Raw genomic sequence first — 13,238 nt, 5'->3', positions numbered from 1 at the left:
ATCGCCTGATGCGTGATTTTGACCATTTCCTCGCCATCGATTGGTCGGGCGCAAAGGGGGAGCGGCACAAGGGCATCGCCCTCGCGCTCGCCGATGCCAAAGGCGGCCCGCCCGTGCTGGTTGAGGCCCCGCCGCGCGGCTGGGCACGCACCGAAGTGCTCGGACTACTCCGCGACGAGTTGCCCTCCAACACTTTGGTCGGAATTGATCTCGGCATCAGCCTGCCGTTTGTGGATGCAGGCGCCTATTTCCCCGGCTGGGACGAAAGCCCGCGCCACGCCAATGGCCTGTGGGAATTGATCGACCGGATCTGCGCCAATGACCCGCATTTGGGCGCGCACAGCTTCCTCAGACATCCAGAAGCGACGCGCTATTTCCGGCATAGTAAGGACAATGTCGGCGACCGCTTTCATCTGCCCGATGCCATTTCGCGCGAGGGCCGCTTTCGTCAGGCAGAGACCGCTCAGCGCGCGCAAAAATGCCGCCCGGTCAGCAATTTCAACCTCGTCGGCGCGGCGCAAGTAGGCAAAAGCTCGCTGACGGGCATGCGTATGCTGCACCACCTCAAAGGACACCTACCGGTCTGGCCGGTGCAGCCAATCCCGCCCAAGCACCCGACGCGCGGGTCGCTGCTGGTGGAGATTTACACCGGGCTTGCCGCCAAAGAGGCCGCCGCCAGCATGGGTGGACGCGGCGCGCGCACCAAATTGCTGACCTATGCCGATCTAAACGCGGCGCTTGAGGGATTGGACAGCCCGCCGGTTGCGCAAATCGGTGAGATTGATGACCATTCCTCCGACGCTTTGCTGACAGCAGCATGGCTGCGCAAAGTGCACAAGGAGCCTGAGCGGTGGGAGCCGCGCACGCTAACCGCAGAGATCGCCCGCGTAGAGGGCTGGACCTTCGGCGCGTTCTAAAGCGGCGAGTGTCAGCGATAGATGCCGAATGTGTCGCGGCGTTCTTTGCGGTAGCCGGTAGCGCGCAAATCTTCGAGCATCGCTTCACGCTTCCGGTCCGCTTCGGTCAGAGCCGGGCGAGGCCTATCCTTGTTTTTCTGGTTCGCAGGCGCCCCGCTTGCACCAGCCTTGATCAAATTGATCGTCTTGAGATTTTGCTCACCGATCATCGACGGGATCAGAAATAGATCGATGACCCATAACAGCACTACTATGGGCAAAAGAATGACGGTGCAGGCCATAATCAGGCGGATAACAGCAGATTTGGTCTTGCCCGCGTAGAAGCGGTGAACGTTGAACATTCCGAAAAAGAACCAAAGCAAATACGCGGCCAATACCGATTTGCTATTGGCCTCAAACGCCTCGTCTATATGCTGCTCGTGATCCACCATTCAGTCCTCTTATGCCCGCCTACGATGTATCTTGGCAGGGCCTTAGACAAGGGCGGAATGTCCTATTCAGGCCGTCTTTTCTACGAACTGCAAAGCCTGTTCTGCAAACTCGCAGCAATGAAGGTCTAGACATTGAGGGTGTTTTGCGGCTAGCGGGCGTTTCCGCTGAAGAAGCGGATGGCAATGGGCTAGCTTAGCTCAGTTGGTAGAGCACCTGATTTGTAATCAGGGGGCCGCGAGTTCGAATCTTGCAGCCGGCACCACTTCCCACTTTTTCAGCATTGATGACGCAGCAGGCGTTGGCTCGGGCAACGATCGAGCGGATGGCCTGCGCCTTTCCTCAAAACTCACCAGAAAACGCGACGCTTGCCCCGGTGTTATTGCCGCCCGCATGGCTGACGCTGGCCGAGATGGCGAACGGCTGATCGCTGTTGAGCCGGTGTGTCAGGCCAAGGCTAAAGCCAAACTCGCCCCGAAACGTCGCGCCCTTGCCGATATAGCTCGTTCCGCCAGGCCGTGACGGCATTGGCGCATCAGTCAGAGCCATCGCCGCCGCGACACCGCTGCGGACGTCATCGTCGAGTTGATCCAGCTGGAAATCAATCGCCTGCACCCTCCCGCTAAGCGCATCGAACTGCGCGGTGGAGACCTGCGCAACCGCATTAAGCGCAACCCGCACGTTGTCGACCGAGGCGGCGGTGGCCACGCTTTGGCGGCCCAGTGTGCCGTTGGCGTCCACTGTAACCGCATCAACAGGACCCACCTGAGCCGCTGTGGAAGCGTCGATATCGCCGATCCGCACGGATGAGCCTGCCCCGCCCAGCGTCACTTGGTTTCCTGCTGTGGTCATCGCATCGCGGCCAATCGCTGTCGAGCTGGCAAAGCCCGCACTCGCCCCGCGGCCCACTGCTGTGGAATTCACTCCCGTTGCATCCGCAGCAAAGCCAATCGCTGTTGTCCGCCCGCCGCTTGCATTCGCTGTCGCGCCAATGGCTGTAGCATCAAGACCCGCTGCGGCCGCCTCTGCCCCGATCGCCGCTGAAGCTTCTCCCGAAGCATTAGCCAACCGGCCAACCGCGATAGAAATTGTGCCGCTCGCTTCTGCCGCCCTGCCAAGAGCCATCGCTGACGCACCGCTTGCGATCGCAGCATTACCAAAGGCAACCGCATTGTTCGCGGTAGCCGCAGAGTTGCGGCCAAAGGCCGCGGAGAAGGTCCGCGTGCTTTGTGCATTCACACCAAAAGCGCTGGAGCCAAACCCGCTGGCCACCGCATCCGATCCCAGCGCCGAAGCAAAAGAGTCCGTCGCCTGAGCGCCCAGTTCATCTTCATCGCTGCCGTCACCGCCAATCGCAATCGACGACGTACCGGCCGAACTGGTATCCACACCCAGAGCAATGCTCCTGATGCCAGTTGCACTCGCTCTGGCGGCGCCAGCAAAGCTGCCCTCTGCATTCGCAACCGCATCCGCGCCAAAGGCGATTGAGCTAATCCCTGTCGCCTGCGCGCCTTCCGCATCGTCATCAGCCCCATCACCGCCAATGGCAATCGAGCTGGCGGCCGTCGCAGAAGTACGCGCACCAAGCGCGATGGAGCTTAGGCCTTCGGAATTGGCAGTTCGCCCAATCGCAATCGCCGACGCATTGGTCGAGGTTGCGCCCTGTCCCAAGGCGGTCGAACCACTTGAGGTGGCATTGGCCGTTTGACCTATCGCAACCGATGCATTTCCGGCCGCATTTGCACTAAATCCGAAAGCCGAGCCCGCCCCGTTATTGGCCGTAGCTCGATTGCCAACCGCTGTACTAAAATTTATAGCAACCGCATCCGCACCTACCGCCGTAGAGCTTGGACCTGCTTGTGCACCAAGCTCATCCAGGTCATCGCCGTCGCCGCCAATCGCGACGCTATCTTCGCCCGACGCAAGACTTTGGCTTCCAATCCCGATAGCGTTGGGCTCCGTTGCATTTGCCGCTCTGCCAATTGCAATTGTATCGGTATTGCTCGATTGCGCTTGGTAGCCCAAGGCAATCGAACCAAAGCCAGTCGCATCGGTATCGGTGCCAATCGCTGTGGTGTTTCCGGCCGCTGCATTCGCGTTGAAACCTAGGACCGACGAATTTGAGCCCGTCGCGCTCGCGCTCGCACCAATCGCGGTGCTCTGCATGCCAGACGCCTCAGACCCCACTCCGCACGCGAGCTCATTATTGCCGTCGTCGGAAATCGCGCCGCCTGTGCTGTCGATGTTGGAATCGGCGTTTCCGTCTTCATTTGTATCCAGCAGGCACGCCTCTGCACGGGCCTCCTGCGGAGCCAGGGCCAATGCAGCCGCGCAGCCAAGCGACAAGACCGTCGAGACCAAAAGCGTATTTCTCATGCGTATTTCCCTTCCAACGCGGTGGAGGGAGGCGGTTTAATGCGTTCTTGAAGATCAACAGTATCGCGACAGGCAAGTTAAGCCCGTCCAATTACACCGCTCAAACAGACATAGTTCGCCCACCCCCAAAGTATTCCCCAAGCGAGTGTAGCTGAATTTAGAAGTGATGACTGAACAAAATCTTCACTGCGCGCCGTGCGATGTGTTTTGTAGGGCTATCCCCGCCCGCGATAGGGCTGAACGCCTTGGTCCGGCACCCACAGACCCTCTGGCGCGGCGCCTGTTTGCCAGAACACATCGATGGGAATGCCGCCGCGCGGATACCAATAGCCACCAATGCGCAGCCATTTGGGCTTCATTTCCTTGGCCAGCCGCTGGCCAATGCCCACCGTCACATCCTCGTGAAAGCCGTTGTGATTGCGAAAACTGCCCAGAAACAGCTTCAGACTTTTGGATTCCACGATCGTATCACCGGGAGCATAATCGATCACCAAATGCGCAAAATCGGGCTGATCGGTGACCGGGCATAGCGACGTGAACTCTGGCGCGGCGAAGCGCACCAAAAACAGCGATCCCTTGCGCGGGTTCGGCACATAATCGAGCACCGCCTCTTCTGGCGAGGTCGGGAGCGGCGTGTCTTTGCCCAGAAATGCGGGCGCAGCGGGATCGTTAGGTGTGGTTTCCATGCCGCGCTGTTGCCGCGAAAGAGCGCTCCATGCAAGCGACAAGCTGGACGGAGCGGCGTTAATATCTATGTCAGACATGCGGTGGCAGTGCTGCGCCGATATGTTGTAATCGCGCTGCCCAGCCGCCCCCGTAAAGTGCTATGGCCGATGCGCCCGTGCACGCAGCCATTTTGAAAAGACCCGTTACGCCAAAGATCATGCTTGCTGTTTCTTCTTTTCGGATTTTGTCCGCGCCCAAAGCGGCGATGATGTGCGCGCTTATCGCATTGAGCATGGGTGCGACCGCGCCAGCGGTGGCGCAGTCCTCACCGGGCGGCTTCACCTTGCCGACCAGCACGCCCACGCCCCGGCCAGAGGTGGAGGGCCCGGCGGATGACACCGGTCCAGCGGCCCTGCCGCCGCGCGTTATTCCTACTGATCGGCCAACGCCCGCGCCAACACAGGCTGCGCCGAGCACGGTCCCCAGTTCTGATCCAACCGCACCTGCAAGCGGCCTGCCAACGCCTGCGCCGACGATCACGCCGGTCCTAAACCCGAGCGACACGGTGTCTCCTGAGGCGACCGGAGCAGCGGGTGCGGCTCCAGGCTCGGCCACATCGGCTACGCGTCCCGCGGCAGGGCAACCAAGCGCTCCGAGCAATGCGGGCAGCGGTGCAGCATCTCCTGCTGTGACAGCACCAACGGGTGTGGGAACGCCGGACACGGCCACGCCCGGCTTTGATACGAGCGCTTCGCTCCCTGATCCTTCGATCCCAGATGTCGCTACAACAGACACCGCAGCCAGTGACACAAGCAGCGCGATACCGTTGTGGGCATGGATTGCTGGCGGGCTCACATTGCTCGCCCTGCTGATCGGCGCAGTTTTGTTCCTCAGGCGCGGAACAGCCGCCGTCGCCGTGCCCGAAATCGAGCGACCAAAGGTTGCCCCGCGTCATGAGCCGGAGCTTGAACCGGCCCCGAGCGGGCTTGCACCTGCGCCCGCGAGCAGTAATGTAACAGCCAGCGCCATTCCCGCGCCCGCTATGACAATGGCCAGCGAGCCAACCGAAGATGCCGCGCCAATTCCAAGCGCGCCCGCGCGGATCGACATTGATATTGAGATCGTGCGCGCAACCCGCAGCGTGATGAACTTCACGCTCGATTACCGCCTGAACCTCGCCAATCGCACTCCCAATGCGGTGCGCGATGTGTCCATTTCCGCAATCCTGACCAGCGCCCAAAGCGGGGCCGCTCCGGGCAGCACCGCCCTAGGCTTTGATCGCCCTCAGCCGGTGATTATCCCGCGCATCGGCCCCAATAAAACTCATTCCGAAAGCGGGCAGGTGCAATTGCCGACCAGCAAATTGCAGGTGATGCGCCAGGGCAATGTCCCGCTGTTTGTGCCGCTGCTGCAGATCACCGTCACACAGGGCAATGGCGAGCCGGTGACGCGCCATTATGTCGTCGGCCAGCCCAGCACAGCGAGCGCCGCGCGGCTCCAGCCGATCCCGCTGAACACGCCGCCGGGCGGCATTCCCGGCCTGCGTGTGCGGGAACTGGATATTCAGCCAGCATAAGCGGGCACTTGGCGGCGGCGGCCCAGCGCGCTACCGCTTTGCCTCATGGACCAAATGACCGATAATCTCGTCAGCACCGAATGGCTGGCTGACGCACTCAGCGACGAGGATTTGGTGGTTCTCGACGCCTCGCTCCACCTTCCAGCGGCGAACCGCGATGCGCGCGCTGAATTCGCCGCCGCGCATATACCCGGCGCGCGGTTCTTCGATCTGGCCAGCCTGGTCGACAAAACCAGCGACGTGCCCTCTGCCCTGCCCCGGCCAGAGCAATTGGCGGCGCGCATAGCGGAGCTGGGCATTCAGCTGGGTGACCGCATTGTCATCTATGACGACAGCGCAGTGAAAACCGCTGCGCGCGCCTGGTATCTGCTCACATCCTCGTGGATCGCCCCGGTTGCGGTGCTCGACGGCGGCCTTGCCAAATGGCGCGCAGAAGGCCGCCCGCTCGAAGCAGGAGCGCCGGATATCGAAGCCAGCAGCATGCCTGAGCTAAGCCAGCCAAAGCGCTTGCGGATGAAGGCCGATATGCTCGCCAATCTGGAACCACAGGAAGAGCAGGTGCTCGACGCGCGCAGTGCCGACCGGTTTGAAGGCGCAGGCGCAGACCCCGTGCACGGCGTAGAGGGGGGCCGCATCCCCGGCTCTTACAACCTGCCGTTCAGCGAGCTCTACAATGAAGACGGCACCTTCAAATCGGCGGACGAATTGCGCGGCGCCTTTGAGAACGCCGGAGTGGATATGGGCAAGCCCATCACCACCACCTGCGGTAGCGGCGTCACCGCCAGCGTCTTGCTGCTCGCGCTGGCGCAGCTCGGCAAAACCGACTGGGCGCTGTACGATGGCAGCTGGTCCGATTGGGGCAGCGATCCGGCCACGCCGAAGTCCACCGGACCGCGAAACTAGAGCATGGCAGACGACCTATCAGGCAAGAAGCCCGGCACGAAAATCGTCGGCGCGGGGCGGCGCAAGGAATGGACCGGTCAGGTCGTCAATCCGCCAGTCTGGCGCGCCAGCACTCATCTGTATGCCAGCGAAGCAGACCGCAAAGCTGGCGGATCGCAGCCGAAGGACGGCAAGTTTTACTACGGACGTCAGGGCGCACCAACGCAATGGGCGCTGGCCGAGGCGCTGAGCCAGCTGGAGCCGGGCGCGGCGGGCACGATGCTCTATCCCAGCGGCGTGGCGGCCATTAACAGCGCGCTGCTGAGCGTGCTTAAACCCGGCGATGTCTTGCTGATCAGCGACAATTCCTATGAGCCCTCGCGCATCATGGCGATGGGATTTCTAAAGCGCTGGGGCGTGGAGCATCGCTTCTTCGACCCGCTCGATATCCCCGCCTATGAGGCGCTGTTTTGCGAGCGGACCAAGGCTGTGTGGCTCGAAAGCCCGGGCAGCCTGACGATGGAAGTGTGCGATGTGCCCGAGCTGACCCGGATTGCGCGGGAGCGCGGCGCGGTGAGCCTGATCGACAACACTTGGGCCAGCGCGATTGGCTTTCCAGCGCTGGAGCGCGGATGCGACATTTCCATCATGAGCCTGACAAAGCATGTCGGCGGGCATTCTGACCTGATGATGGGCGCAGCGAGCGCGGGTGAGCGCTATTATCGCCGCCTGCGCCAGACGAGCCAGCAAATGGGCAATGTCGTCTCGCCCGATGATGCGGCGCTGGCTTTGCGCGGTCTGCGCACGATGGAGATCAGGCTGGAGCGCGGCGTCGAAAGCGCGCGCGTGATCGCCGCCTGGCTGCGCGACAGAAAAGAGGTAGCCGCCGTGCATTGCCCTGTGCTGGAGGGCGATGCGGGATACGCGCTGTGGAGCCGCGATTTCACCGGTGGATGCGGCCTGTTCAGCTTCACTTTGGCCGATGCAACGCCGGAAAGCCGCGCCGCACTAGTCGACAATCTCAAACTGTTCGGGATCGGCTATTCCTGGGGCGGGTATGAAAGCCTCGCCCTGCCTTATGACGCCGCGCCCATTCGCGATGCGATGCCTGTACCCGGAGCAGAGGCAGACGGCGGAGACAATGCTGGTGCTGCCATGAGCATTCGCCTATCGATCGGCCTCGAAGATCCTGAAGACTTGATTGCAGACCTGCAAACCGGCTTTGCCGCGATGAAAGATTTATGACTGCCACTACGCCCCTTGCCCCATCCGACGAGACCTCTGCTGCCACCGAAGGCTCAGACACACTGACCGCGCCAGACGCGCCCGCGACCGGCCAGGCCTGGACCATGGCGGAAACCGCGCCGGAGCAGGAAACCGAGATTATAGCCAGCGAGGGCATTCGCGACGGGATCGCCTCGCAAAGCAAAACCGCCGGCTCTGTCGTCGACACGCTCGATGCCTGGGCGCTCAGCATCGGCGACATGCGTGTCTCGCTGTTCGATATTCTGCTGGTAATCGGCGTGATTGCGCTGGTCATCACCGGCGCGATGCTGGCGATCCGCTTGTGCAAGAACCTGCTGGGCCGGGTCACACGGTTCGATTCCACTCAGCGCCTGCTGGCGGAAAAGCTCAGCACCATGTTCGTGTGGGGATTGGCGTTCTTTATCGGGATCGACCTGCTTGGCATTGATCTCACCGCGCTGGCCTTCTTCGGCGGCGCATTTGGCCTGGCGATTGGTTTTGGCCTTCAGAAAACCTTCGGCAACCTGATCTCAGGCATCCTGCTGCTGATGGATAAGTCGATCAAGCCGGGCGATGTGATCTCGGTCACCGATCAGGCGGGCAATGAAAGCTTTGGCCAGATCCGCAAGATCGGCATTCGCGCCATTTCCGTCATCACCCGCGACCAGACCGAATATCTGATCCCGAACGAAAACCTGATGATCAATCAGGTGGTCAATTGGTCCTATTCCTCGCGCGATGTGCGGGTAAAGGCGCCTGTCGGCGTGTCCTATAACAGCGATATGAAGCTGGTTGAAAAGCTGCTCCATCAAGCCGTTGCTGAGACTGACCGCATTTTGCCGAGCCCCAAAGCGCGCGTGAACATCATGGGCTTTGGCGACAATTCCGTCGACTTTGAAATCCGTTTCTGGATCCAGGACCCGGAAGAAGGCCTCGCGAACATCCGCTCTGATGTTTACAAGCGCGTGTGGGAATTGTTCGACGAACACGGCGTCGAAATTCCATTCCCTCAGCGCGATCTGCACCTTCGCTCCAGCAAGCAAATGGACCGCTTGATCGAAGTGATGTCGGAGAAAAATTCCGCCTAAACCCCGGCGGTCTGCGGTTACAGCGAGCGCGCAATAGCTTTGCTAAAGGGGCGCAAATCCATTCTCACTGGCGCGATCGCGGCGAGCGGCCCATCTCGCCCTCATGGAAAAGACAGGCACAATCTATCTGGTCGGCGCAGGCCCGGGTGATCCCGACCTGCTGACCTTGCGCGCGGCGCGGCTGCTCGAGACGGCTGAGTTGGTGGTGCATGACGGGCTGGTAAGCCGGGAAATACTCGCAATGGCTCCGGCTACGGCTGAGTTTATCTCGGTTGCGAAGCAGCGCGCGCGGCACACTCTGCCTCAGGACGATATCAACGCTTTGCTGATCCGCGAGGCGAAGAAGGGCCGCGACGTGATCCGCCTTAAGGGCGGCGATCCGCTGGTGTTCGGACGCGGCGGTGAAGAAGCCGAAGACGCCCGCGCCGCCGGTGTCCCCGTGGTGATCGTGCCCGGCATCAGCGCCGCCAATGGCGCGGCCGCAGCGGCGCAAATCGCCCTAACCCACCGCGACGCATCCAGCATTGTCAGCTTCGTTGCAGGCCAATGCAAAGGCCTATCGGATCAGGACTGGTCTGGCCTCGCGGGTAAGGGGCGCACTTTGGTGATCTATATGGGCGTCAAAACCGCGCCTCAGATCGCTGAGAAATTGATGGCAGACGGCCTTGCGCCCGATGTTCCCGTCGCCGTGATTGAAAATGCCGCGCGCCCGGAAATGCGGGTTGTGCGAGGATTGCTCGCGGGTCTGCCGCAGCTCGTCACAGCCCACAAAGTCAAAAGCCCCGCGCTCATCGTGATCGGCGATGTGACCGCGCGGGACGACCACTCAATCGCAAACACCGCCGCCAAGGCGCAGGAAACACAGGCCGTCACATGAATATCCTCACAGGAAATGACCTCAAAACCGGCGAAGTCGTCTGGTGGGACGGCCAGAACTGGTCGCTATCCGTGCATGACGCGGTCGATGTTGGCGATATGGGCGAGCAAATCCTCGCCGCTGAAGAAGCCGCGCGACGGGTGAACGTGCCCTACGCGCTGGTCGCCAGCCGCACCGAAGAAGGCGTGCGGCCTGCTCATATTAAGGACCGGGTGCGCGCACTCGGTCCAACGGTCCGCCGCGATCTCGCGGTGCCGACTGCCTCCAAAACCGGCTGGGACTGGGTGATTTAAGATGTATCAGTATGACCAATACGACAAAGCGATGGTCGACGCCCGCGTTGAGGAGTTCCGCGATCAGGCTCAGCGCCGCCTCGATGGCAAGCTGACCGAGGACCAGTTCAAGCCGCTGCGGCTGATGAACGGCCTGTACCTGCAACTGCACGCTTATATGCTGCGGGTCGCAATCCCCTATGGCACGCTTAACTCGCAGCAGATGACCGCGCTGGGCGATATCGCGGACAAATATGACCGCGGTTATGGCCACTTCACCACGCGGCAAAACCTGCAGTACAATTGGATCAAGCTGGAGGATGCCGCCGACATTCTCGCCGACCTGTCGAAGGTTGAGATGCACGCGATCCAGACCAGCGGCAATTGCATCCGCAACATCTCGTCTGACCACTTCGCAGGCGCGGCTCACGACGAGCTGATCGATCCGCGTCCCTATGCCGAGCTGCTGCGCCAATGGTCGAGCTTCCACCCGGAGTTCACCTATCTGCCGCGCAAGTTCAAAATCGCCGTCATCGCGGCAGAGACCGACCGCGCGGCCATGCGCCTGCACGACATCGGGATTCAGATCGTAAAGAATGACGCGGGCGAGATCGGCGCAAGCTTCTATGTCGGCGGCGGCATGGGCCGCACCCCGATGATCGCGCCGATGATCCGCGACTTTGTGCCGCTCGATCAGCTCGTTACCTATGCCGAGGCGTGCCTGCGCGTCTACAACCGCTACGGGCGGCGCGACAATAAGTACAAGGCGCGGATCAAGATCCTGGTCCACGAGCTTGGCGCAGAGGAATACACCCGCCAGGTCGAGGAAGAATTCGTGCACCTGCTCGATCACGGCGTCGAACCGCCGCGCGAGGAACTGGAGCGGATCAAGCCGTTCTTTGCCGATCCCGCGTTTGAAGACGGACCCAAGAGCGTTGACCGCTCTGATCCCGACTTTGCGCTGTGGGTCGACCGCAACACGGTGCGTCACAAGCACGACAGCTATGTCAGCGCGGTCATCAGCCTGAAGCCGGTTGGCGGCATTCCCGGCGATGCGACCGGCGATCAGATGCGCTTGATGGCGAAGCTCGCCAAGCAATACAGCTTTGATGAACTGCGCGTCATGCACACGCAGAACATCGTTCTGCCGCATGTCAAAATCGCCGATTTGCACGCGCTTTGGACCGAGCTCGAGGCGGCAGACCTCGGCGCGCCGAACCTCGACACGATTGAGGACATCATCGCCTGCCCCGGCCTTGATTATTGCGCGCTCGCAAACGCCCGCTCGATTCCCTTGGCTCAGCGGATTTCAGAGAATTTTGCGAAGAACGGCCGGACCGAAGAGCTCGGCCAGCTGAAGCTCAAAATCTCTGGCTGCATCAATGCCTGCGGGCATCACCATGCGGGCCACATCGGCATTCTCGGTGTCGATAAGAAAGGCACTGAGAACTATCAGCTCTCGCTCGGCGGCAGCGAAGCGGAAGACGTGAGCCTCGCCAAGATCACCGGCCCCGGCTTTGACGAGGACGGCGTGATCAAAGCGGTTGAGACCGTAACCGACGTCTATCTTGAGACGCGCGAGGATGGCGAACGCTTCCTCGACACCTACCGCCGCATCGGCATGACCCCGTTTAAGGAGGCACTCTATGACTGATCTAGGCACCAGCCCGGACGAAGTGCAATTCCGCTTCCGCGATGATGAGCCTGCCGATCACGGCACCGTCACCGTCGATGCTTGCTGCGATCAAACCAACGCGACCGCCGTTCGGATTGAACCGGGCGATGATGCGCGCGTACTTCTGCCCTTCCTGGACCGGCTCGCGCTGGTTGAGGTGAACTTCCCCAGTTTCGGCGACGGTCGCGGCTATTCCGCTGCCCGCATTCTGCGCGAGGCCGGATATGAGGGCGAACTGCGCGCAGTTGGCGATGTGCTCATCGATCAGCTTTCGCACATGCGCCGCTGCGGCTTTGACGCCTTTGCGCCGGACAAACCGCTCGATGAAGGTGATGCGCGCCGCGCCTTTGAAGGCTTCGGCAATGTCTATCAAAGCGCCGCCGATGCCAGAGAGACGGGACGCCGCACAATTGCAGAGCTGCGCCATGAGTGAGACCCGCCAGATCGACCGCTTAGAAACCGGACCGCGCTTTACCGAGCATGACGCCGTGCGCCTCAACCGCATGTTTCGCGGGTCCAGCACGCTGGAAATGCTCGAAGGCGTGCTCAAGGGCAGCCTCGCAGGCGATGTTGCCACCGTCTCCAGCTTTGGCGCGGAAAGCGCTGTATTGTTGCACTTAATCGCGCAGGTTGATCCGAGTGTGCCAGTGTTGTTCCTAGACACCGGCAAGCATTTTGACGAGACGATTGCCTACCGCGACGAGGTGGCGGCAAAGATCGGTCTCACCAATCTGATCGTGCTGACCCCGGACGAAGCAGAGCTCGCCAAAAAGGATGAGACTGGCCTGCGCTGGTCATACGATCCCGACGGTTGCTGCGAAATCCGCAAAGTGATCCCGCTGGCCAAGGCTTTGGCGAATTACGATGCGAGCTTTACCGGGCGCAAAGCGTTCCAATCGAGCACGCGTGCCAACCTGCCGCGCTTCGAAGTGGATACGTCCGACGCCCAGGGGCGGCTGAAAATCAATCCGCTGATCGATTGGTCAGCTGATGATATCAAAGCCTATTTTGAAGAGCATGACCTGCCGCGTCACCCGTTGGTGGCGGAGGGTTATCCTTCGATTGGCTGCGCACCGTGCACGCACAAGGTTGCCGAAGGCGAAGATGCGCGCTCTGGGCGTTGGAAAGGCTGGGACAAGACCGAATGCGGCATCCACAAGCCGGGCGAGGAACCCTTCCTCTAATCTAGCTCGAGTTCCCGCGAAGGCGGGGACCTTTGTCCGTATCGCATTATC

14 protein-coding genes and 1 tRNA gene are annotated in these 13,238 nt (G+C 61.3%); 11 read left to right on the top strand and 4 right to left on the bottom strand.

The window, feature by feature from the left end:
* Positions 1–8: 8 nt before the first annotated feature.
* Positions 9–917: a hypothetical protein gene (locus tag AC0V6U_RS01775; protein ID WP_472644518.1), complete on the top strand. Its 909-nt coding sequence runs from the start codon at positions 9–11 to the stop codon at positions 915–917.
* Between the two features lie 11 nt (positions 918–928).
* On the opposite strand, the gene AC0V6U_RS01770 is transcribed toward AC0V6U_RS01775, so the two are convergent.
* Entirely contained in the window at positions 929–1,348 is a 420-nt protein-coding gene (locus tag AC0V6U_RS01770; RefSeq protein WP_472644516.1) for a TM2 domain-containing protein, read from the bottom strand.
* 187 nt (positions 1,349–1,535) lie between these two features.
* Here AC0V6U_RS01770 and AC0V6U_RS01765 point away from each other — a divergent pair.
* Positions 1,536–1,611 (top strand) — tRNA-Thr (locus AC0V6U_RS01765).
* Between the two features lie 77 nt (positions 1,612–1,688).
* Here the strand turns inward: AC0V6U_RS01765 and AC0V6U_RS01760 are convergent.
* The 3 genes from AC0V6U_RS01760 to AC0V6U_RS01750 form a co-directional block, all read right to left on the bottom strand.
* Positions 1,689–3,722, bottom strand: a complete 2,034-nt coding sequence (locus AC0V6U_RS01760) for a hypothetical protein (RefSeq protein WP_472644515.1) — start codon at positions 3,720–3,722, stop codon at positions 1,689–1,691.
* Positions 3,723–3,937: 215 nt separating this feature from the next.
* Positions 3,938–4,408: a preQ(1) synthase gene (gene queF, locus AC0V6U_RS01755; protein ID WP_472644514.1), complete on the bottom strand. Its 471-nt coding sequence runs from the start codon at positions 4,406–4,408 to the stop codon at positions 3,938–3,940.
* Between the two features lie 70 nt (positions 4,409–4,478).
* On the bottom strand, positions 4,479–5,003 hold the full coding sequence (locus tag AC0V6U_RS01750) for a hypothetical protein (protein WP_472644513.1): 525 nt from the start codon (positions 5,001–5,003) through the stop codon (positions 4,479–4,481).
* Positions 5,004–5,076: 73 nt separating this feature from the next.
* Between AC0V6U_RS01750 and AC0V6U_RS01745 the strand changes: the two genes are divergently transcribed.
* The 9 genes from AC0V6U_RS01745 (at position 5,077) to AC0V6U_RS01705 (ending at position 13,187) form a co-directional block, all read left to right on the top strand.
* The gene (locus tag AC0V6U_RS01745; protein ID WP_472644512.1) at positions 5,077–5,964 is read left to right on the top strand and encodes a hypothetical protein; all 888 of its coding nucleotides are present in this window, start codon (positions 5,077–5,079) and stop codon (positions 5,962–5,964) included.
* Positions 5,965–6,018: 54 nt separating this feature from the next.
* Positions 6,019–6,867: a 3-mercaptopyruvate sulfurtransferase gene (gene sseA, locus AC0V6U_RS01740; protein WP_472644511.1), complete on the top strand. Its 849-nt coding sequence runs from the start codon at positions 6,019–6,021 to the stop codon at positions 6,865–6,867.
* A gap of 3 nt (positions 6,868–6,870) precedes the next feature.
* Positions 6,871–8,091: a cystathionine beta-lyase gene (gene metC / locus AC0V6U_RS01735; RefSeq protein ID WP_472644510.1), complete on the top strand. Its 1,221-nt coding sequence runs from the start codon at positions 6,871–6,873 to the stop codon at positions 8,089–8,091.
* Entirely contained in the window at positions 8,088–9,179 is a 1,092-nt protein-coding gene (locus tag AC0V6U_RS01730) for a mechanosensitive ion channel family protein (protein ID WP_472644509.1), read from the top strand. The genes metC and AC0V6U_RS01730 overlap by 4 nt, the downstream gene beginning before the upstream one ends.
* A gap of 103 nt (positions 9,180–9,282) precedes the next feature.
* Positions 9,283–10,056, top strand: a complete 774-nt coding sequence (gene cobA, locus AC0V6U_RS01725) for a uroporphyrinogen-III C-methyltransferase (protein ID WP_472644508.1) — start codon at positions 9,283–9,285, stop codon at positions 10,054–10,056.
* On the top strand, positions 10,053–10,349 hold the full coding sequence (locus AC0V6U_RS01720; protein ID WP_472644507.1) for a DUF2849 domain-containing protein: 297 nt from the start codon (positions 10,053–10,055) through the stop codon (positions 10,347–10,349). Before cobA ends, AC0V6U_RS01720 begins: the two co-directional genes overlap by 4 nt.
* Before the next feature lies 1 nt (position 10,350).
* Positions 10,351–11,982 (top strand): nitrite/sulfite reductase, encoded by a 1,632-nt coding sequence (locus AC0V6U_RS01715; protein ID WP_472644506.1) that lies wholly within the window; start codon positions 10,351–10,353, stop codon positions 11,980–11,982.
* A complete protein-coding gene (locus AC0V6U_RS01710; protein WP_472644505.1) occupies positions 11,975–12,436 on the top strand; it encodes a DUF934 domain-containing protein in 462 nt (153 codons plus the stop codon). Before AC0V6U_RS01715 ends, AC0V6U_RS01710 begins: the two co-directional genes overlap by 8 nt.
* On the top strand, positions 12,429–13,187 hold the full coding sequence (locus AC0V6U_RS01705; RefSeq protein ID WP_472644504.1) for a phosphoadenylyl-sulfate reductase: 759 nt from the start codon (positions 12,429–12,431) through the stop codon (positions 13,185–13,187). Before AC0V6U_RS01710 ends, AC0V6U_RS01705 begins: the two co-directional genes overlap by 8 nt.
* The last annotated feature ends 51 nt before the right edge of the window (positions 13,188–13,238 follow it).

This window comes from Erythrobacter sp. W36 (assembly GCF_057364935.1).
Note: the sequence above shows the minus strand (reverse complement) of the source record. Positions and strands in the feature narration are given on the sequence as shown.